This window comes from Microcoleus sp. B4-D4, assembly GCF_036705185.1.
Classification (GTDB): domain Bacteria; phylum Cyanobacteriota; class Cyanobacteriia; order Cyanobacteriales; family Microcoleaceae; genus Microcoleus.
Genome location: NZ_JAUBTX010000003.1, coordinates 1 through 21,730, shown reverse-complemented (window position 1 = coordinate 21,730; position 21,730 = coordinate 1). Strand labels below are relative to the sequence as shown.

Annotated in this window: 15 protein-coding genes; 6 read left to right on the top strand and 9 right to left on the bottom strand. The window is 44.5% G+C overall.

Annotated elements, in window-relative coordinates; genetic code table 11:
- The first annotated feature begins 22 nt into the window (after positions 1-22).
- From QUB13_RS03325 to QUB13_RS03305, 5 genes are all read left to right on the top strand, one after another.
- Positions 23-673 carry an RNA ligase family protein gene (locus QUB13_RS03325; RefSeq protein ID WP_333378938.1) on the top strand — a complete coding sequence of 217 codons (651 nt, stop codon included), beginning with the start codon at positions 23-25 and terminating at the stop codon, positions 671-673.
- Positions 674-827: 154 nt separating this feature from the next.
- A complete protein-coding gene (locus tag QUB13_RS03320) occupies positions 828-3,236 on the top strand; it encodes an EF-hand domain-containing protein (protein ID WP_333378936.1) in 2,409 nt (802 codons plus the stop codon).
- Positions 3,237-3,314: 78 nt separating this feature from the next.
- Positions 3,315-5,015, top strand: a complete 1,701-nt coding sequence (locus QUB13_RS03315; protein ID WP_333378934.1) for an AIPR family protein — start codon at positions 3,315-3,317, stop codon at positions 5,013-5,015.
- A gap of 21 nt (positions 5,016-5,036) precedes the next feature.
- Positions 5,037-6,674, top strand: a complete 1,638-nt coding sequence (locus QUB13_RS03310; RefSeq protein ID WP_333378932.1) for a site-specific DNA-methyltransferase — start codon at positions 5,037-5,039, stop codon at positions 6,672-6,674.
- Positions 6,655-9,363 (top strand): DEAD/DEAH box helicase, encoded by a 2,709-nt coding sequence (locus QUB13_RS03305; RefSeq protein WP_333378930.1) that lies wholly within the window; start codon positions 6,655-6,657, stop codon positions 9,361-9,363. Before QUB13_RS03310 ends, QUB13_RS03305 begins: the two co-directional genes overlap by 20 nt.
- A 14-nt stretch (positions 9,364-9,377) precedes the next feature.
- Here the strand turns inward: QUB13_RS03305 and QUB13_RS03300 are convergent, their stop codons facing one another.
- Together QUB13_RS03300 and QUB13_RS03295 are read right to left on the bottom strand one after the other, a co-directional pair.
- The gene (locus QUB13_RS03300) at positions 9,378-9,734 is read right to left on the bottom strand and encodes a type II toxin-antitoxin system PemK/MazF family toxin (RefSeq protein WP_333378928.1); all 357 of its coding nucleotides are present in this window, start codon (positions 9,732-9,734) and stop codon (positions 9,378-9,380) included.
- A complete protein-coding gene (locus QUB13_RS03295) occupies positions 9,689-9,919 on the bottom strand; it encodes a hypothetical protein (protein WP_333378926.1) in 231 nt (76 codons plus the stop codon). The genes QUB13_RS03300 and QUB13_RS03295 overlap by 46 nt, the downstream gene beginning before the upstream one ends.
- Positions 9,920-9,926: 7 nt before the next feature.
- Here QUB13_RS03295 and QUB13_RS03290 point away from each other — a divergent pair, with 7 nt between their 5' ends.
- Complete coding sequence (locus tag QUB13_RS03290; RefSeq protein ID WP_255515813.1) at positions 9,927-10,055, top strand: hypothetical protein; 129 nt, start codon at positions 9,927-9,929, stop codon at positions 10,053-10,055.
- Here QUB13_RS03290 and QUB13_RS03285 read toward each other — a convergent pair.
- From QUB13_RS03285 to QUB13_RS03255, 7 genes are all read right to left on the bottom strand, one after another.
- The gene (locus tag QUB13_RS03285; RefSeq protein WP_333378925.1) at positions 10,031-11,242 is read right to left on the bottom strand and encodes a glutathione S-transferase family protein; all 1,212 of its coding nucleotides are present in this window, start codon (positions 11,240-11,242) and stop codon (positions 10,031-10,033) included. The genes QUB13_RS03290 and QUB13_RS03285 overlap by 25 nt on opposite strands.
- A gap of 24 nt (positions 11,243-11,266) precedes the next feature.
- Positions 11,267-12,148: a tetratricopeptide repeat protein gene (locus tag QUB13_RS03280; RefSeq protein ID WP_333378923.1), complete on the bottom strand. Its 882-nt coding sequence runs from the start codon at positions 12,146-12,148 to the stop codon at positions 11,267-11,269.
- A 299-nt stretch (positions 12,149-12,447) separates the two neighbouring features.
- Positions 12,448-15,639 carry an ATP-binding protein gene (locus QUB13_RS03275; protein ID WP_333378921.1) on the bottom strand — a complete coding sequence of 1,064 codons (3,192 nt, stop codon included), beginning with the start codon at positions 15,637-15,639 and terminating at the stop codon, positions 12,448-12,450.
- 517 nt (positions 15,640-16,156) lie between these two features.
- Positions 16,157-17,725 carry a hypothetical protein gene (locus QUB13_RS03270; RefSeq protein WP_333378919.1) on the bottom strand — a complete coding sequence of 523 codons (1,569 nt, stop codon included), beginning with the start codon at positions 17,723-17,725 and terminating at the stop codon, positions 16,157-16,159.
- 901 nt (positions 17,726-18,626) lie between these two features.
- The gene (locus QUB13_RS03265; protein ID WP_333378917.1) at positions 18,627-18,806 is read right to left on the bottom strand and encodes a hypothetical protein; all 180 of its coding nucleotides are present in this window, start codon (positions 18,804-18,806) and stop codon (positions 18,627-18,629) included.
- A gap of 452 nt (positions 18,807-19,258) precedes the next feature.
- The gene (locus QUB13_RS03260; protein WP_333378915.1) at positions 19,259-20,638 is read right to left on the bottom strand and encodes an oligosaccharide flippase family protein; all 1,380 of its coding nucleotides are present in this window, start codon (positions 20,636-20,638) and stop codon (positions 19,259-19,261) included.
- Positions 20,639-20,822: 184 nt separating this feature from the next.
- Positions 20,823-21,611: a TIGR03943 family putative permease subunit gene (locus tag QUB13_RS03255; protein ID WP_333378913.1), complete on the bottom strand. Its 789-nt coding sequence runs from the start codon at positions 21,609-21,611 to the stop codon at positions 20,823-20,825.
- Between the last annotated feature and the right edge of the window lie 119 nt (positions 21,612-21,730).

Genomic DNA, 21,730 nt, shown 5'->3' with positions numbered 1-21,730 from the left:
TTGCCGAACTTCCTTCCTCTATATGACACGAATTCAGCTTGCATATCCCAAAATTCCAGATAGTAAAAATTGCCCTAACGAACAATGTATAGCTTTTGAAAAGTACGATGGCACTAATTTTCATTGGGTTTGGGAATTTGAACTCGGTTGGTATGCTTTTGGTATGCGCCGCAGTAGATTTGATTTGGATGAAATGGGAATTGCAGAATTTAATGCTGCACATCCAGGTTTAGAAACAGCACCTGAAATATTTAAGAGAGATTTTGCTAGTCCGTTAGAGTCTATATTTCGAGAGAACGAACAGTATCACTGTGATGCAATTACTGTGTTTACAGAGTTTTTTGGTGCTAACTCGTTTGCGGGAATGCACCAAAAGGACGATCGCAAACAATTAGTGCTTTTTGATGTGGAAACCGATCGCGGTATGGTTGTTCCCGATCGGTTTATTCAGGATTTTGGTAAATTAAATATTGCGCGAGTGATTTATCGCGGCAAATTAACTGGCAAGTTTATGGATGATATTCGCGAGGGGAAATACGGTGTGGATGAAGGTGTTGTGTGCAAGGGAGGCAGCAACTCTCATAATCTGTGGATGGTGAAGATTAAGACTGATGCGTATATGCAGAGATTACGGGAAGCTTTTCAGGATGATTGGGAAAATTACTGGGAGTAATATCAAACTGATAGATCGACTGTCACAAGCCAAAGTGGGAGAGATAGGCACCCCCCCTTGGATGTGACAATACCGTTGCGTAAGTCATCAGGAATTAAAGTATATTAGTCATAATCAATAGACAGCTAATAAAAAAATCAGGGAAAATTTAGTTATGACATCTGTGGAGCTTGAAAAAAAAGCCATGACTGAAGAAGATGTGGCAAAGTTATGGGAAGCCTTCAAAGTATTTGACGCGGACGGGAGCGGTGGTATCTCATCAGAAGAACTGGGTCAAGTGATGCGATCGCTAGGCCAGAGTCCTAACGAAACCGATCTGCGCGACATGATCAAGGAAGTGGACGTAGACTTGTCGGGCAGCATCGATTTTGAGGAATTCAAAATGCTGATGGTGTCCCAGCAGGGCGATCGCCAGAGTCGTCTCAAAATGGCATTTAGTGTATTTGACGAGGATGGCAGCGGTCAAATCACTAAAAACGAGATGCAGGGTGTGATGAGCCAGTTTGGGCTCACAGAGCAAGAGCTGGATGAGATCATCAAAGAGGTAGACAATGATGGCGATGCCTCAATTGACTTTGAGGAATTCTGCAAACTGGTACCGGATGAGTCAGAGCTCGCAACCGGATATAAAGACTCGCCCGTTCCAGTTGTCAGTACACAGACAACCGAGATTTCAGATAGTACAGCCGCTGCGATCGCAAGTACAGCAACTGCGATCGATGAGGCAGCTTCTGCCACTATTGAACCTAATCTAGAAGAAGCACCCACCGATAGCAATCCAGAAATAGCGCGGCTAAAAGAACTACTCGCCCAACACCCACAAACTGAGAAGAAGCGCGGTACGTCCCGCTTACAGATGCAGATTGGTTTGTTTCGTCTGATCCAGGGAGCCGCCTACCGCAGCTTCCGCGAGAGTTTCTCCGCCAACCACCAGACTCACCTGCGCGTGAGAAACTTGCCGTACAGAATCGCTGATTTTGTGCAATTTGTCAAAACTGCGATCGCCCTTTATAAAGGATTAGGTATCGTAGAGTCTGCGTGCAACCCTGTACTGGATGCAGTCGTGAAATCGATCGAAGATGAATATGCCAGACTACAGGCTCGCATCAAGAAGTGGAAGACGATCGAAAAAACTCCAGAAATGTTGGCAGAACAAAAAGCCATGTTGGAGGCGCGGGGTAAATCTGCCACCGCCAAGGAAAAGTTTGCCGCGGGAGTCGAGTTTGCAATCACCATCAAAAAGAAGAGTCTCAACTTGCGCGACATCGCTGAGGGCGTGCTTGCCATCAACGAACTCAACCGACTGCGAAAAATGGAGCTGAGTGAGGAAATGGCACCGCCACCAGCCCAATCTGAGGGAAATCCCAAAGATTACCTGAAGAAGTGGAACCGCGTCATCCTCTCGGATGCCTCAGAGAAAATCGATGGTGCGATGATGCCCGTGGCATATTGGTATGAAGACTTTATGCCGAAGTTGCTGGCTGCCTTTAGCGTCATTACCGCAGCAGACATCCCCTTGAACACGGTGCCTGACGAAACGGCTTTAAACCAGTGGTACGAAGCCACTAAAACGTCAGGGGAATTTGGGCGCTATGGGGCGGATGTTATAGAAAGCTTTCCCAAATGCGCTCCAAAACAGCAACTGATGCTCAAACAGGCATGGCGCTTGACGCACAACTACCTAAATGGGGTACAGAAACGGCGCGAACGCATGGAGTTTGGGCGCGAGTCTGGCGAACTTTCGCAATATGTGTCATTTATCGACGTGTATCTCGATCGCAGTGAAATCAAGAATTCACAAATGCGCGTCAGCTTCCCTTACTATATTGGCCCTGCGGTGTGGCGTTTCTTCCACACTACGGCTGAAATCGTCTCTACGAAGACCCCCAAACAGCAAAAAACTCTGGTGGCCATCTTCAAGGACTTTTTCAAGCTGTTTGCCACTATGTATCCCTGCCCCTACTGCCGCCACCACCTCAACGCCTACGTGGTGCAGAATAAGGAGGTGGAAATGTACCCTGTGGAGTACCTGGTGCTTGGGCGCGACCCGCGTCTGAATAACTTTGAGGTATCAATGGAGGCAAAGCTGTCTACCGTAGTAGATGGCGATTCCCTGCGCTTATTCTTCTGGAAGCTGCACAATACTGTCTCCTCATCAATTGCGCGATCGGAGGAGTGGTATCACAAGGATGAGAAAGCATTCTACACCACCCGTTATTGGCCCAGTATTGACTCTGAGCTAGCACGAGCCAACGCCCTCAAACACATTAGCATTGCCACCGATCGGATGTACCGCCTCTACGGTATGCTCAAACCCGCGGCACGACTGACAGGGGTGAGAGCAACATTGCAAAAACTGTTGGATAAGCGGGACTCAGAAGGCATCAAGGAGGCTTGCTTAGTTGCCCAAGATTATATCAAGGAGTTGGAGGAGGCGATCGTCACCGGACAATTCCTACAAGAGACATATTACTTTGACCCGGATCTGGTCGATCGATCTCCAGTCTTCACTCCTGAAGAAGAGGAGTTTGCTCGCAGCGGTGTGTTCGTAGAGGTTGCTTAGATATCAGCTAAAAAGTTAAGCTTAAAAGCTTAACTTTTTAGCGATATTAGAAAAAATTAAAATATTAACGATCGCTCAATGCCTAATCCGAATACCAATGCCAAAAAGACTCAAATCATTGAGGCACTAAAGCAGGATTATTTTCAAATGACCGCGCCGCTTCAGAGGAACTGGACACCAGAGCAACATGAAAAAAATCGATTGAGTCGTTCTTTGGCTGCATTTGCGATCGCCAATCTTGCCGACATTACCCCAGCTCAAGCGGCTAACTCAATTGTCAATGGGGAAAATGACAATGGGATTGATGCCATTTATTTCGATCGGATGAAAAATTTGCTTTTGTTGGTGCAGGCTAAGGCGGGGAATGCTCCGAATATGGGTGATAATAAAAAATTTTGTGATGGGATTAGAGATTTAGTTTATCAACGTTTTCAGAAATTTAATGATGGCTTTGCGCGGTTGCAGCAAGATGTTGAAGATGCTTTAAATGCTAACGGGGTAAAAATAGTTGGCTGTAATATATATCTTGATGAAAGCCTGAGTTCTCATGTGATTACGGATCTTAATCAGTTAAAAAGTGAACTGAATCAGTTCGCTCAACGTTTTGAATGGCAAGATTTAAATATTAGCATAACACATGGTTGGTTGACCGCAAAACAAGCGATCGCCCCTGTTGATGTAGTCTTGACGTTGGAAAACTGGCATTGTTTAGATCGGCCGCGTAGGGCATTTTATGGATTGGTTAAGGCTTCAGAACTTGCCTCTTTATATCAACAGCATAATAAGTCGCTTTTTGAGAAAAATATCCGTTATTACCTAGGTGCAGAGGATGTTAACTTAGCGATTGCGGAAACTGTCAAAGAGCAACCATCTGAACTATTCTATCTCAACAATGGTCTGACGATTACTTGTTCGGTCATTAGTCTGCCATCAGGACATAAACAGGAATCAACTCAATTTACTTTAAAAGATTTTTCCGTCGTGAATGGGGCGCAAACGGTAGGAGCTATCGCTTCTGTTTATAATGCTAGTGGCTCAATATCTGCTGATGCAAAGTTATTAATTACAATTATTGAATTGGGGACGGAAATTGATAATATTGGCGAAAAGATTACTGGGGCCAGAAATACGCAAAATGCTGTGCGCGATGTTTATTTTGCCGCATTAGATTCCAATCAAGAACGTTTGCGACAGGAATGTATGGTATCGAATATTGTTTATGAATATCGACCATCGGCGGAGCAGAATCAGGATGCAATTACGATTGAACAAGCGGCAGTTGCCCTTGCTTGTTTTAGCGGCGACACCGAAATATTGGTTGCAGCAAAGAAAGAGATTAGTCAGCTTTATAAGCGTTATTATGGTATATTGTTTAGTGATGCGATTTCAGGAGTTACGCTTTGTCGTTATGTGCGAATCTTTCAATATCTGGATGAAATCTTTTCGGCTTCAGAACAGGCTGCAAGAAATCAACAAAAAATGTTTTATAAGCACGGTAGATTCTTTATTCTCGATATTCTTGCTAGACGCTATAAAACTTTGTTGAACAAGCATGAAGTTTATTTGTCTGAGGACGATCAAATCCAACTTTCACGAATTGGGTTAGAGATTGCTGAGGTTGTTTACACTGTTGCTGAATCTAGATTTGCTAGTGACAATAAGGGATATCTTGCTATTTTTAGGAATATCACAGATGTTAATCCTTTAACGAGTGAGGTGATGCAGGAGTTAGATCGCAGGGATGCTCAGGCTGAAAATCCGAATATACCTACAGTTTAACTTTTGAGATAGATATTAATTATGAATAAGAAGCAGAGACTAGAATTAACTTGGATTGGTAAGGATATTCGCCCCAAATTGGAGCCGCGAATTTTGCTGGAAGATCCAGAGAGGTCTTATCATGCGGCGCATCAGGTGAGTGAAAATGATATTTTTGATAATCGCTTAATTTTTGGGGATAATTTGTTGGCTCTCAAGGCTTTAGAGTCTGAGTTTGCAGGAAAAGTTAAATGTGTATTTATCGATCCTCCATATAATACAGGGTCAGCTTTTGAACATTATGATGATGGAATTGAACATTCAATCTGGCTTGGTTTAATGCGCGATCGTTTAGAGATTATTCGACGTTTATTATCAGAAGATGGATCGCTCTGGATCACGATTGATGATAATGAAGCGCATTATTTGAAAGTAATGTGTGATGAGGTTTTTGGGCGGAGAAATTTTATTGCAAATGTAGTTTGGCAGAACAGATATTCTCGCTCTAATGATGCCAGTCTCTCGCTATCACATAACTCTATATTGGTTTACGCACAAAACCCTGAGAAATGGAAAAAAGTACGCAATAGATTGTCTCGAACAGAAGAACAAGCTGGGCAGTATAAGAATCCTGATAATGATCCTAATGGTGCTTGGAGGGCTATTCCGTGGGATGCTCCTAATCTACGTCCTAATCTCTCTTATCCTATTAAAACACCAACGGGCAAAATTTATTTCCCTCCCCAAGGAAGACATTGGTCTCGGACTGAAGATCAATGGCTTGAAATAGTGGAATCTGGATTAGCCTATTTTGGGAAGTCAGGAGATGGCGCACCTTCTTTTAAACAATACTTAAAAGAAGCTTCTGATATCGTTCCAAATACTTGGTGGAATCATGAACAAACTGGTCATACAGATGAAGCAAAAAAGGAGATGCACGTACTTTTTGGAAAAGAAAAAGCATTTGAAACACCCAAACCAGAAAGACTATTGCATCGGATTCTTCATATAGCCACAAATATAAATGATCTAGTGCTCGATTCCTTTGCAGGGTCGGGAACAACAGGCGCAGTCGCGCAGAAAATGGGAAGACGATGGATTATGATTGAACTCGGCGAACATTGTCATACCCATATCATTCCCCGACTCAAAAAAGTAATTGATGGCGAAGATAAAGGTGGAATTAGCCAAGCAGTTAACTGGAAAGGGGGCGGTGGGTTTCGTTACTATCGTCTTGCACCATCCCTACTCGAAAAAGATAAATGGGATAATTGGGTTATCAACAAAACCTATAACGCCGCCATGCTTGCCGAAGCACTCTGCAAAATCGAAGGTTTCACCTACGCACCATCCGACACCTTGTATTGGCAACATGGCTATTCCACCGAAAGCGACTTTATCTATGTCACCACCCAAAATCTTAGTCACGAACAACTATCTAAACTTGCAGATGAAGTAGGACAAGAGCGCACCCTACTTGTTTTATGTACCGCTTTTCGAGGTCAAACCGATATATTCCCAAACCTCACTGTTAAAAAAATTCCTAAACAAATCCTTTCACGGTGTGAATGGGGACATGACGATTACAGCCTCAAAATTGAAAACTTGCCAAAAGCACCCCCAAAGGTCGGACAACTAACACTATTTGACGTGGATACCTATGATAAATCAAGTTGTTAATAATATTTCTAATCGTCTCAGTCTGCGCCATCCCCAGCGCCAATCATTAGAAATTCTCGCTCGCATTTGTGAACTTTTATCCATCCCAAACATCACAGATACAGAAACAATTTTAGTCGCCATCAAAAAAGAATTTCCAACGTTTACTGACTTCGAGCGCGACTTTCCATCCCTATGTTTTGCCCTAGCTACAGGTGTGGGTAAAACTAGACTCATGGGCGCTTTTATTAGTTACTTATACCTAGCATATAACATTAAAAACTTCTTTATTCTTGCCCCAAACCTAACCATTTACAACAAACTGATTACCGATTTTACGCCCAATACCTCAAAATATGTATTTACGGGTATCTCTGAATTTGCGATCGATCTCCCAGAAATCATTACGGGAGATAATTACGAAAAGTCATCTAACATCACTGATTTTTCCCGTTGCAGAATCAACATCTTCAATATCTCAAAAATTAACTCGGAAGTACGCGGAGGTAAAAGCCCTAAAATTAAACGACTATCCGAATATATTGGCGAAAGCTATTTTGATTATTTGTCAGAATTAAAAGACCTCGTAATTCTCATGGATGAATCGCACCGATATCGCGCCTCAGCAGGAGTTCGGGCTATTAACGAATTAAAACCATTAATGGGGGTAGAACTTACCGCCACACCCTTTATCGAAACCAATAAAGGTTCAGTAGCCTTCAAAAATGTCATCTATGACTATCCCCTCGGACGTGCCATAACCGATGGATTTGTTAAAGATCCTGCTGTCGTCACCCGCAAAGATTTTAACCCTAGGGCAATGTCACCAGACGCGATCGAGCGTCTCAAACTAGAAGACGGCATCTATCTCCATGAAAATATTAAAGCTGAATTAGAAACCTATGCAATTCAAACGGGAAAAACAACTGTTAAACCCTTTATGTTAGTGATTGCCCGTGACACTACCCACGCATCCAAACTGATGGAACTCATTCAATCCGATGAATTTTCCAAAGGTGATTATAAACAGAAAGTTATTCAAGTTGATTCTAGTAAAACGGGCGCTCAAGAAGATGAAATGGTAGAGCGATTGCTGAAAGTAGAACATACCGATGAACCTACTGAAATAGTGATTCATGTAAATATGCTCAAAGAAGGTTGGGATGTCACCAACCTCTATACAATCGTCCCTCTGAGAGCCGCAAATTCTAAAATCCTGATCGAGCAATCTATCGGAAGGGGCTTGCGTTTGCCCTATGGAATGCGTACAGGTGTAGAAATTGTCGATCGCCTAAATATCGTCGCCCATGACAAATTCCAAGAAATTGTCGATGAAGCAAAACGCCCAGAATCCCAAATTTGCTTAAAACAAATTATCCTCACAGATGAAGATTTACAGCAAAAGACACAAACAGTAATTTCGCGATCGCAACTAGCCCAAAATCTAGGACTTCACCCCGAAAAACCCATTAATTTACCTGATAATTTACCTGAAAGCGAACCCCAAAATATTCAACAATCCCTATTTCAATCACCTATAGAACAAAAGATTGCACAGCTTACATACCAAGAAATTCTAAAGCTTGAAAGCCGGCCAGAAGAAGTCCCAACTACCGCCGATCTCGCATCCCCAAAAGTTCAGGAAAGGGTGCGCGAAGCCGTAGCTAGAGAATATCAACCCGCACAAATGGAACTTGAGGGCATAATAGTACCTCCCGATATTGAAGCGATCGTGGCGAAAACAACGAATTTAGTGATCCAGCAAACCATCAATATTCCTAAAATTCTTGTGACTCCTAAAGGGGAATTGCGATCGGGTTTCAGGTCTTTTGCCCTAGATGTCACCGACTTAAATTATCCCGTTCCCTCCCAAGAACAATTACAGATTCAATCGCTAACAACGAATAAAGTTGATTTTATGGAAATTAGCAAAGAAAACTTTGAAGAATCCCGGCTAGAAAACTATATTGTCAAAAATTTAGTCAACTTCAATGATATTTCCTATGACGAACACGCTGATTTACTCTATGACCTTGCGGGTCAAGTTTTAAGTCATTTTATGACCTACTTATCCGAAGAAGATACACACACAATTTTACGTTGTTACCAAAGGGAAATTGCCAATTTTGTCCACAGCCAAATGCAGCCGCATTTCTGGGAAGAAACAACAGGTTATGAAGTCAAAATCAGTAAAGGTTTTACAGCCCTAAAAGATAGCGCCTACACTACAAATGCTAAGAATTGCCTTGATTATCAATCTTCACCACGAGACAAAAGCAATATGTCCAAATATCTGTTTACAGGCTTCTCCAAATGCCTCTATCGAGAACAGAAATTTCAATCGGAAGCAGAAAGAATACTAGCAATGATTTTAGAACGGGATACAATCAAATGGTTTAAACCCGCAAAAGGACAATTTCAGCTTTATTACAAATGGCACGGTAATTATCTAGAATATCAGCCAGATTTTGTCGCTGAAACTGAAGAAGTTATCTATATGTTTGAACCAAAAGCTCGAAATGAAATTGACAATCCTCAAGTGCTTGCTAAGAAAGATGTCGCTGTTCAATGGTGTCAAAATGCTTCAGACTATATGCTAAATCACGGTGGCAAACCTTGGCAATATGTTTTGATTCCCCATGATGCTATACAAGAAAACATGACACTCCAAGGAATAAGCGATCGCTATACCGCCACTACTAAGGGTTAATTTCAGCAGCACTCTTAAAGCTCTAAATATCGAGCCAAAATCAGTTGAATTTCGGATATTTGTTGCAACTCCAATTGCCCAAGACAGCGCACAAGTCTGCGTTTATCAAATGTCATCGGATCGACGCACACGATAAAACTATCGGTACTCAGACCATTGATAGTCGAGGGAATCACAGGTAAAACAATGGGTCGTAAATGCTCATTTGGAACAGCAGAAGTGATGGGTAGAACTGTGACCTTGCTGCGTTGATTAAAAGCAGTTCCTGAAATAATTACCGCTGGTCGAGTCTTGCGGATTTCTGTACCGACTGAGGGATCGAAATTCACGAGCCAGATGCTTCCCAGTCGGTAATCGCTGCTTGCTGCCATGCTTCATCCTCATCGGTTAATTCATCGCTCATTTCATCCAGCAATAAACAGGCTTCTACCATTGCCTGCTGTTCTTGTTGTTTGCGCCATGCTTGCAATAAAAGCTCAACTAGGCGACTGCGATTTTCTACACGCTGGTCAATATAATGCACTAACTCATCTGGCAAAGAGATAGATACTTTCATATTATTTATGCCACTTTTAATACTACCAATGGTAGCAGAAATATCGACCAGATTGCAAGTTGATGAAATAGAGCAGCAGCAGCGCCGATTCCGTCTGATTCCGATCGCCCCCTACACAAAATTAGCCGGATCTTGATCTCGCCGATGCTTCAGCAGAATCGGAGAACCTTGGCCATCACCCACCAAAGCCGCCGTTTCCTCCAACGCTTCCCTCAATCGCTTGGCCGCGTAAATCGACATATCGCGGGGCACATTCACCCGATCGCGCAAATACCGCAAAGCCGCATCAGAACCAGCCGGCGGCGTACAAACTTCGCCAGTCATCATCAAAGTTAAAGCACAACGCAAAGCCTCATCGAATAACTTGTCATCAGCAGGATTGACTCGAACGATGTTGCGGTGATGCTTAATAACGCGATGAAGTGCTTCAGCGCGGGAGGTTTCCGGTTCTGGATACATCACATCCGGCAGTCCAGCCCAAGGCCCATTATCCACGCGGGCTTTGTTGAGTAGCATCTGCGGTTCGCCGTTTTCATAACACCCGCCCATCTGAGGCGGTAAATCGTGGACGTGGGTGTGAAAATCGCTTTGAGTGCCGCGATAGGTAGGGCGGGTTTCCATCGCCGCAAACCAGTCAGCAAAGCGCGGGTTTTCTTCCCGCATCAAGTAGCCTTTGTAGTAGTAAAGACTGGCATTCATCCGTTCGACATAGGGCGTAAAGATCACATCCGCAGTCCCAAATTCATCAAGGAAATAAGGCCCCGGAGTGCTAGCCAGGGCCTTTTCTACCTGGGCGACGACGCTGATAAATTGGTTGCGGTTGTGCTGTTCTACTTTGGCTGAACTCGCCGGGTAACACAGCCAAGAGCACCAGGCCCTAAACAGCAGTCGCTCTAACCGCCGCATGGGTATTACTGCCGGGTTTTCCATGCCCAAACCCAAGGGGCCATAGACTCGTTCGAGGGCGATTAAGATGTCATCGCTTTCGGTGATGATGCGGCCGTCTAGTTCGATCGCCGGTAACATTCCCGACGGCACTTTGCGCTTGTACCAGCTTTCCTTTTCCCCATAGCAGAACATGGTAACTTTTTCAATGCGGTAGGGGATTTGTTTTTCTTCCAACCACAACCAAATTTTCTGGCAATAGGGACACCACGCATGATTGTCACGGTACAGGGTGACTCTCACGTCGGATTCTGGATGTCCGAAGAGGCGCAAGCGGGCTTGAGAATTGGTTGGCCCGTTGGTGCGATCGACTTGAAAGTCTGTGAGTGCCTCCAATTCTGTCCAGCTTAGGGGGGCGAGGCGATCGGTGGTTGTCATAGTTAAATTGGGCTGATAATAAGCTTAGGGCGATGTCTGGGGAGGAGGTGGAGCGTCTTGAATTTTAACCAGTGCTGCTTTCATTTCAGGAGTGGCTAGGAAGTTTTGGGTGGCTGAAATCAAACGATCGCCCCAGAGGTTTTCTTTGAGAAAATCTACAGTGGCATAGCGTCTGTCTAATTTCAGGGCGGCTTCTCCCATTGCTAAACCTTTTTCTTTGTCGCCTTTGCTGTAGAGTGCTACTGCTAGAGCTAGCATTGGTTCTGCTGCTTTGTTGTCGATCGCGATCGCTTGTTGCCAGCGTTTGATTGCGCCATCGGCATCTCCGGTTTCGTATTTGACTAATCCGATGTTGTTGATAGCGGGCCAAAGGTTTTTTTCTAAAGCAAAGGCTTTTTCGTACTGGGCGATCGCATTATCAAACCGCTTGAGCTTGTAAAAAGCGTTGCCCAAATCAAATAATGCGCCCGGAGTGTCTGGCTTTATTTTCAAACCAGCTTGCAGGTATTCGGCTGCTTTTTCGTACTTCGCTTGCCGAAAGTAAGCTTCTCCCAAGACAAATTTAATTGAGGGATTTTCTGGCGATAGAGATTGAGCTTGCCCCAAAGCTTCAATCCCTTTGTCCAACTGTTCGACTTGAAGGTACAAGCTGCCTAACAAAGTCCAAGCTCGATCGTTCTTGGGGGCTAACTGTGTGGCGAGTGCGGCTCTGGGGATGGCGAGTTGGTACTGCTGGAGTCGGGCTAGCTGGACTGCTTCTTCAGCAAGGCTCAAGGCTGTCTGGTCGAGTTGGGCCGAGTCGATTTGCAGGGTGTAAGGCAGGAGTGCCTGTGCGACAACGGGCTTGGGCATTGTGCCCAAACTGAGCGCGATCGCCAGAGATATTAAAGAAATACGATTAGGCACTGTACAGCCCCAGGAAAAAATATAATGGTTTCTCGATCGCCTATAATAACTCATATTTTTGAGTTTTGATATTGCTTCCTGACTCGCAACGTTTTGCGGTTTTCTGTTAAATTGTTCCCCGATTCTGTTTTGCACTCAGGAATAATAATTTTGATTCACTGTTTTAGAGAGGACTGAAGTCCTCACTACAAACCAGGAAAATTTTTCATCTTAGCAACTTTAGTGAGTTAATAAAGTCTGTTGAATACTGCTTTAGAGAGGACTGAAATCCTTACTTAAAACCTGAGATTTTTTTCATTTTAGCAATCTGAGTGAGTTAATAAAGCCTGTTGAATTTGGTCTAACAATTGTGCTACCGATAAGGAAGAAGGCAAAATTTTAGCCGATACTTCTTGCAGCAAAAAGTCGATCGCCTCGGATTCTGAATTTACAACAGATCGATAATCCCAGACTAAAATTGGCAGTTTTCCAGTCATTTGTCGCAGGTTCGAGAGCGCTTGCAACATAGCAGTTGATTCTGAGGGGGCATCTCGCAAGCACAGCAAAACTAAGTCAACGCTTTGATATTGCAACTGCTGCAAAACTTCTCTCCAGCAGGGTGCGATCGCCCCTCGAAATCCTGCGGTTTGGATGTATTGAATAAAAGCTTGAAAGTTCGGAGCACAAAACTGGGAATTGGGCAGAGGAATCTCCGCATTGGTCGATCGATCGCCATTTTTCAATTCTTTTGTCATATTCTCCCCAGCCGCGCGGTGCAAGTCCGGTAAAGTCGAAATGTCAGCAAATAAAATGCTGGGCTTCCAACTCATGCCCGCAGCTACTTGAATCACTTGCCACAACGCAGAAGCGCCCAAAAGAGTGCCTTCGCGACTGCCGGCTGCCAAACAGGGAAATACGGACAATCCTTTGATTTGATTGGCCAGTTGCGTAGTTGCTGGGTCTAAAGTCACCAAGGGCAGAGAACCTAAATTTCGAGATCGACTTAACTGTTCAATAAAAGCTAAGGGGTTTTTCAGTTGACTTGTACTGTCCAAAACGATCGCCGAAGGCCGCCAAATTCGGGCGACGAGTTCTGCTTGGTCGAGGTCGTCTGCCTCTAAAACCCGGCAGTAGGTGGGATTTAGCAGTAAAGCGGAACCTTGAGATGAAGTATTTTGCGGGCTGAGCCACAACACGGTTAAAGAACTTCTCACCTTATTGGTACTGGCATTACTGTGGCCGATCAAATCTGCCAGCAACCTTCGCAAAGCGGGTTCTTCCACCGGCAAGCTCAAAAAGCCTTCGGCGCGGTTGACAGCAGCCCGTTCTTTTTCGCCTCTGGTGGCTGTGACGATTGCCGGAATCGATCGGGTATCTGGATCGCTCTTGAGCAGCGTCAGCACGTCCCAACCGGACAGCAGGGGCAGCAGCGGGTTGAGGAATATCGCTTCGGGACTGAACCTGCGGGCTTTTTCCAGGGCTTCGGTGCCGGAACGGGCGACTATTACTTGGTAGCCCAAACTGGAGAGGACGTTGGTTAAATCTTCGATATATTTGGGAACTGCTTCGACTATTAATACTAAACGAGAGCGAGAATTGGCGATCGGATGCTGATATTTTGGTTTGAATAATTCTTCCTCGGCCAAAGCAGGCGGTGGGGATTCTTCCCCGCAGTTTCCGGGAGGATTGGGCGGCAGCAGCAGGGTAAATTCAGAGCCTCGGTTTTCTGAGGAAATAAACGAAACGTCTCCGCCGTGGAGCCTCGCGAGCCGTTGAGTCAGTACCAGTCCCAGTCCGGTTCCTTGAAAGCGTCTGGTCAGGGGGCTTTCTAGCTGTTGGAATTTTTGAAAGATCAGGTGCTGTTTGTCGGCGGGGATGCCGATGCCGGTGTCCCAAACTGTGAAGGCGAGCCAACCTTCCCAAACATTTACTTTCAATCCGATTTTGCCGCCGGCTTCGGTGAATTTTAGGGCGTTGGCAAGGAGATTGACGAGCATTTGTCGCAGCCGCAGTTCGTCGGCAATCAAATAGCTAACTCCCGGTTCTATTTCGAGTGTAAATTCTATTTTTTCTGACGGTTCTGCGTTTGCTTCGCCGTTTGTTTTGGGGGGAGATTTTTCTTCTTGCTGTTGCAGTTGTTTTGCTTGTTCAAAGGCTCTTTTGCAAGTTGCTGCTATTTCTACGGATTCGGGAATTAGTTCTAGCTGCCCGGTTTCCATGCGGGTCAAGTCTAAAATGTCGTTAACTATTGTCATCAAATGCCGTCCGCTTTGATGGATTAGTTTGGCGTAACGTGATTGCCGATCGTTGAGTTCTCCGATCAATTTATCTTTGAGGAGGCTTGACAAACCGAGGACGGCGGTGAGCGGGGTTTTTAGTTCGTGGCTGATGCAGGATAAAAATTCGTCTTTTAGTCGGTTGAGGTGGATTAAGTCTGCGTTTTTTGCTGCTAGTTCTTTGGCGACTAAATGTTCTTCGGTGACATCTTGTCCCATGACTAAAATTAGCTGGTCTCCGAGCGGCTGTTTGACAAATTGCCAGATCCGTTCTTGACCTGTTTGTACCGGGCAGTCGCAAATGTATGTGTCTGGTTTGCCTGCGATGGCGCACCAAGCTGGAGCGGTTAAGGTTGATGGGGAGGCGGCCGAGTACAGCGGTAGCGGGCAACTGGTGGCTGCGGTTGCATCCCGATCGCCCGATCGACTTACTCCTACTAAGCTCCTGCACTCAGAGGTGATAGCCTCGAATTGCACACTCTGGTATTCGGTGGTTACATGGCTTGGTTGGTGGGACGAGTGTTTGCCCAAATTTGGTGCGGGTTCGGGAATTGGTTGAGGCCCGGCTCCCAGCAAAATCCGCCACGCTGCGTTTTGACTGACTATTTGTCCGCTGGGGGTTTGCAATCTCAGCGGTAGGGGCAGTTTTTCTAGAAGTTGGACTAGGGAGTTGAGGTTTTCCGAGGGTTTCAATCCCGCTTCTAAAAAGCGCCCTTTGCCCTCGGCGGTAGCTAGTGCCGAGGAAACGGGTATTAATTCGATTTCTTTGACTGCTGTTGACTCCGCCTGACTGCTGCTGTTGAGTGTGGCGATATATTGCAGCAGGCTCAGGCTCTCTAGGAGTCCTAAAAATTTACCGCTGGCATCTGTAAGGGCGATCGGGCTTTTGGAGAAACCGCCGACGCTTTGGCTGTGGGCTGGGCTATTTAGTTGTTCTTTTTGCAGGTACTGCCAGAATTCGCTGACACTCAAAGCTGCCGGTACTATGGTGATGGGTTCGATCGCGATCGAGCTTTCCGACAAAAGTTGCTCTCCGTCGTTTGTGCGCGAGTCCGTGCCCGTCCAAAGGCTGCGGAGGTAAACTAATCCTAGGGGCTCCTTCTGTTCGTTGACTACTGCGACTCGATCGCAATTTCCCTCCATGAAAATTGACCGCAGCGATTCTAGTGTCGCCGTTGGTCGGCACAGCGGCACTGGGGAGATAAAATTGTTGAGACTGGGGTTAGTGGTTGGCATAACAAACCTGAGAGTCTGCTATTTATAGCAGTAATATTTTTGATACCCAATGTACCTGCGGATTTCTGTATCTTATTAATTTTATATCAGTTCGCTATCTGGTCCGGGATCGACCAAAAAAGAGCGAGTTCGAGACCGGCACTTGATTTGAGGCGATTATTAATTATTTTAAGGCTTAAGCTTAATTGCAGAAATCAAGCTCAGGGTGCTTGATATTAAAGCACCCTGAGCAAACTGTGATTATTCTTCTGTTAGAAAGCTTATCCTTATTTATTTGGTCGTTAAGATTGGTTACAATTGATGTTGAATTGATTTTAATTGTGTAAACAAATTTGTCATAGCGATCGGCATGAATCTCGCTGTGTTAGGGAGCATCTCTGGTTTTGTAACAAGCACTTTTTGGCGATCGGCTGTTGTGCAAATAAACGTTTTATATCTCGACAAACTGCAAATCGTTAACTTTTGTCAAACTCTCAAACTCTCTCCACCTGCGATCGCCATAAAGTATAAAATCGATTTACGGCAGCCAGCGGGGATGATAGCCAGTAAAGGGAAGTTCTTCGGGCTGTACTTTTGCAGCAGAACCGTCTGGAGGTATTTCTAATAAGGGTAGCACCCAGAGGCGGCTGGTGGCGATCGACTGTCCGCCGGAGTTGCGGGGACTGTCTGCTGCTGAGGGTTTTGCTGATGTAACTAATTGGTCGAAAATTAATGCCAGACCGTCGGGAGATAAACTGATTTGGGTATCTAATTGGTTGGGCAAAACTAGCAGCGGTTTGATGGTTCCTACCAAACGAGTGCCATCTTTTTTGAGGTCGATGGCGGCGATAAAAGGCTGTTCTTTGTAGCTTTCTGTTTCGAGGCGTTGGGCTAACAAACAGTAAAGACGCTGGAATTGATTGTCTTTGTTTTTGCGCGGGTCGAAATAAACGGAGATAATGCTACCGGGAATCCGCAATATTTCTTGTTCCACACCTTGGTTGTCTAAGATGAAAAGCGATCGAGTAAAGTCGCCGTTGTATTTAACATAGGCGGCGGCGGAGTTGTCGCGGGCCAGGCCCAATACTTGTTCGTATTTTGGTAAAAGTTGTACTGGATCTGCTTCTGGTTTGAGCGGGACGATCGCTAATCCTTGTTTTTGAGACATTACCACCGATTTGCTGTCGGGCCGAATCATAAAATCTCCGCCTTGTTGATTTTCCAATGGGCGGGGCGGTAATTTTTCTTCCAGAATCCAAGGGCTGAAATCGCTGGGATTGCTGCGGTTGACGCGCTGAATCAGGATAATTTTTCCGTCGGCTGAAAGGTCAAATTTTAGGTTTTGGTAATCTTTGGAGTCTAGTAGTTTGTCGATTCTACCTGCTGGCTGTTTTTGTTGGGGTTCTTCTCCGGGGGATTGGGGATTGAGGCCGGTGGTGACTGTAAATAGTTCTTGATTTAGGGTGCCGCGAGTACGGGCGATCGATCGATCTGTGGCTGAGAATAAAATGCGATCGCCCCCGGGATAGGGTTTAAAATCGGTGACAACCAAATCTTTGGGAGTCAGGGGTATCGGTTTCGATTCGCTGCTGGAGAGATTGACTAGCATTAATCTGCTTTCTGTTTCGCCTTGAACGCCGATATAAGCAAAAGCCCGATCGCGAGTGCGAAAGGAACTGCTAAACGGCTGCATTGGCGTGCCTTTATATTGGTTGTTTTCTCCGAAATACTTGTCCGTTGCACCAGCGAGTTTTAATGTGTAGGTAACGCCGTAGGGTGCTGGATCTTGGAGGGTGTAAGCCATGCGCCGTCCCGCCCAACTAAATTTACCGGGGAGGGGAGGTTCTAGCGTTAAGTTTTCCTCGACGGTGGAGTGGTTCATCGGGCGAAAGAAGGTGAGGAGAAAGCCGGTATCTCGCGCGCCGATTTGTTTGTTTTCCCAGCTAAATTCTCGCACTCTGGGCGCTGTGCGATCGCCACTCAGCAGCAGCAGTCCGATTAAGACGCTTAACATTAACATCAGCAAGATCGCCGTGCGGTCGATCGGCTGTTTGAACGGCAGAATACCGAAGAATGAAGGATTAAATTTTTTGTTAAAAATATTCACAAATTTTTCTCTCCTATTTATGGTGAAAAATCACTGCCCAATTTTTCCTCTTAAATTTTACATTCCCAGGCGCACCCCAGCTCAAAAACCCAATTTGGCGATCGGAGTTTCATATCAACTCCGGTTGACATCATAGCAAAAACAGTTCGTAGTGCGGACTTCACCGCACTACGAACCAATCCGAGAGCGATCGATCGCCACCGCGTCCAAAACTCCTAATAATTCAGACGGCTACTTAGCCCAGAGCCATTATTTCACGAATCCTTGACGATTGGTATATTGGAACTATGATTAACCGCTGACAGTGTATAGGGCGATTCCGGTTCGGGATATAATATAGAACCCATTTGACATCTTTGAGTTTTTGGGTTAGGTGACGAGAAATATAGAGAGAAACTGGTTTCTGAGATTTACGCAAGGGGCGAGAAACCGGGTATTCTTGGAGTTTTGGGTTGGGTGATGAGAAATATAGAGATCGACCCGGTTTCTGAGATTTACACAGAATAGATATCAAATGGGTTCTATAGAATATTTGCTATCGTAATGCCTGACCTCAAAATAGTTTAAATTTGACGTGTGAGACTTAATATATAGAGAAACATTCCAAAAGACAAAAAGTGGCTGCACTCTCTAAAGGCAAGACTTCCACTATTCGATTTTTGAAGAAACAACCTGATTTTATCCAGTGTTTCATCTGCTTTCTTGACAAACAGTAAAATGCTGCGTGAGGATTTTTAAATTCCGCAAATTTTACATTTTCTATCTCTACACTAGATAGCTTGTTTATCACCAATGGTTGCGTTATCGTCAAATCAATATATCTCTTAGTCCCTTGATACATTTCATAACAATTTGGAAAAAAAAATAGCATTTTTATATCCGCTTTCTTGGTTGAATTTTGCTAATTTTCTAGCGTGAAAGCATCGGCTAAAATAATGTCATCTTCTATGAATAAAAACCATTCAAGTTCTTCTACTTTTTCGACAAATTCTTCCTGAAGCCTAAACCATACCAAGATCGGGTCGCATTCTGGGTCTTCTTGTATCTGAATGCACTTAATTTGATCTTCAGGTAAATACATACGCTGTAACCTGCCTGTTCGGTAGAGTTTGGCTCGCAATATAGCGTTTCTCAAGTATGGTGAGGTATGCCCGGTTTGGCCTATGCCGGATAGTACCTCATATGAGAGATCGAAAGGCTATATTCACGTCGCAATGAGCAAAACTCGCCAACAGTCCATCTATTGTATACCTGAGTCTTTCTATTTTTGCTGCCTCTTGTTCAGGATTCTCAGATTCTTCAACTGATGTAATGTGTGCGGCAGCAGCAAAAATTTTATGGCGTTCTTTCTCAGGCGGTTCGTTTTCTTTGAATAAAATTATGATGGTTTTTTATAAAAAAACAGCATCATTTTAATAGACCTAATGACCGATCGCGATATTTGTTGTAACAAAGCAATTTGAAAAAAGATAAAGTGTATTACTTTTCTTTTTGGTAAATATTCATCTGACATACAGACAATCTCCTTTGTGTTTACTTAAATAGTTGATTGATCGGTACTAAATCCATCGGTGATATTTTGTCGATAGGTAGTCCCCAACCGAGGACATACATTCTAATGCAAAGTATGCCCGCTAGTACCCCTAAGAACAGTGCTGTCAATTGGATATCCTCCCAAAAACAAGTTAGCCTTTCTTTCCAAAGACCGTAGCTGGTTACTAAATAAGTAGGAATATCACCGACAGCGACAGCAATCACAGCACCTAAATTACCAAAAAAATGATATCCGACCGGGATGCCAATAGTGATACTCAAGAAAGTTACCAGATTGCCCATAGCTGCATATTGAGATTTGCCAACCGCTAACAAACAAGAACCCATCAAATTGTGGAGAGTAGTGTGCCAGATACCTAAAGCCAAGATTGGCATCATCCAAGATGCTGCCATATACTCTTTCCTGTACAATGTTAAAATGACCTGATCTCCAAAGCTAACAAAAATTGCTAAGCCTACGGCTAAAGGTATCAGGATTAAGTTGCGGTTTTTAATAATTTTGGCGCGCAATTCCTCACGAGGCAATTCTGCTAGCATCGAAATTGAGGGGAAAATCACCCTACCTGCGAGGGCGATGATCACTTGGCGCGGCATATCGCCGAGGGTAAAAGCGATGCCGTAAATGCCCAACATTGTTAAAGTAAAGATTTTCCCTAGAACTAGGCGATCGGCTTGAGAACACAGAAAAAATAACATCGTAGACAAGAATATCCATTTTCCATAAGAAAATATTTCTTTAGCGGCTTCTTTATCCCAAGCGAAGCGGTTTGACTGGCCGCGAATCAAAAAATGGCTCCATACTAACTCCATTATAGCGCCAGTCAAACCGCCGAGGAGGATGGCCCAGATTGTGGGATGGAAAAAAGCCCATACAACCATCACTGTAGTAGAAACTGCCTGTATGCCCAACTCAAAAAGCACTACTTGCTTGACGCTCATTTTGCGTTCGAGGGTGGATACAGAAGTGGATTTGAACCCTCCTATTAGGGTATTTATACTTATGCAGGGAAGCAACCACAGGAGACGGGGTTCTTCATAAAAATTAGCAACTGGCCAGGTGATTGCAATTAAACACAACCAAACAAATAAGCTGCGAAGAACTTGCATTGTCCAAGCGGTGTTGAAAAATTCAGGCTCCTCCCCGCGTTTGTTTTGAATGATGCTCGGGCCCAGACCTATGTCTGTGAATAGGTTGACACCTGTGATGAAAACGTAGGCTAGACCCATCAAACCAAATAGTTCGGGCAAAAGCAGGCGGGTCAAAATTAGGTTGCTACCGAATCGGATAATTTGACTGCTTCCATAGCTGGCGATCGTCCAGAATGCGCCTTTGATCGCTAATTTTTTTTCTGATGACATATACTCTAAACTTATTTCCTAATTATGAGTCTAGTTGCTGAATTTGCCGTTGGCAACTTCTACAGGATACTGCAGCCATTTTTTTAGCTAACTTTACCGTATCTTCATTTTTCGATTGTAGGAAGATCCCGACGCACATCCTACAATCAGAAAGATAAAATTTAACCTGCAACCTGCTCCACATCTAATAATCATAAGGGTTTTTTGGTTCGGGAATTGGTTTGAGGGAGGATGCTTGAATGATTAATTTGCGCTTACCTTGTAGTTCTTCTACGATTGTTTCTCCTTCTATTTCTAGCCAACTGTCTGGGGGAAAAGAGGCGCGGCTTTGACCGATCGCTAATTTGACCGGCAACCCGATCGGATAGGCATCCGCCGCGCAGCAGGTAATGATAAAACGCCCGATCCACATATATTGTTCTGCTATGTTGGGCGGGTGAATCACAAATCCTTTAACCTTGACTTTTTGACCTCTGTATGTATCTGGTTCGGGGTTAAAATTTAACAGCCGCACCCATTCGACGAGCGATCGATTTTCGGGTTTTGTAGTATTGCGAAATTCTTGCGGTTGCAGTCTGGTGATGGGCAGAGATTCGGTGAGACCTCGTTCCAATGCTGTCTGGCTGGTAAATGTGCGGGGCGTTACTGCTAAACCGATTAATGCGACGCTCAGCATTAAGGTGCTGCCGATGCTGGGGGGAAATAAAGTAATGTGTTCAACTTCTGTGATTCTGGGAGAGTTGTTGGCTGGGGATGTCCGCAATTGTTTGTTGGCGCGATCGACCTTTAAGAGTTCCCAAATTTTAAATCCGCCAATCACCATTAAGCCGATTCCTCCCGCGACTGTCAAGCCAAAGTAATTGGGGTGAATCAGAATGCTTAATTTGCCTGTAATCCAATATTTGAGGAGCAATATTCCCCAGGCTAGGATAGCTAGGGCGTCCAGCCAAGGGCTAATTTTTTTAAGATTCATGTTTGAAGAGTCATTAGTTATTAGTCATTGGTCATTAGTCATTAGTCATTAGTCATTAGTCATTGGTTATTGGTTATTGGTTATTGGTTATTGGTTATTGGTTATTGGTTATTGGTTAT